This window comes from Pseudomonas sp. FSL R10-2964, assembly GCF_009600035.1.
Taxonomy (GTDB): domain Bacteria; phylum Pseudomonadota; class Gammaproteobacteria; order Pseudomonadales; family Pseudomonadaceae; genus Aquipseudomonas; species Aquipseudomonas bubulae.
Genome location: NZ_WIWH01000139.1, coordinates 1 through 278, shown reverse-complemented (window position 1 = coordinate 278; position 278 = coordinate 1). Strand labels below are relative to the sequence as shown.

Sequence of the window (278 nt, the reverse complement as noted above, 5' to 3'; positions counted from 1 at the left end):
GGCATAGATCGACCACTCTTTCAGGTCTGCACGCACAATCCACAACATATGCAAAAGACCCAACCCTACAACCACGTATACCAAGCGATGCAACTTCTTCCAGCTAGCCCCCATCCGCCTTTGACTGTAACGATTGGAGGTCACCGCCAGCGCCAACGAACATAGAGCGCCCAAGCTGCCGACAATAATGTAAGGCCGCTTGCTGAGCTCAACACCCAACTGGGACCAGTCGAGCCCAAGTACAAAGAACAAGTAGGCGCACAGGTGCAACACCACAT

1 protein-coding gene is annotated in these 278 nt (G+C 53.2%); it reads right to left on the bottom strand.

The window, feature by feature from the left end; translation table 11 throughout:
* Positions 1-278 (bottom strand): ferric reductase-like transmembrane domain-containing protein (locus GHN92_RS23705; protein ID WP_178102691.1); only part of this gene is annotated, 278 nt, incomplete at both ends.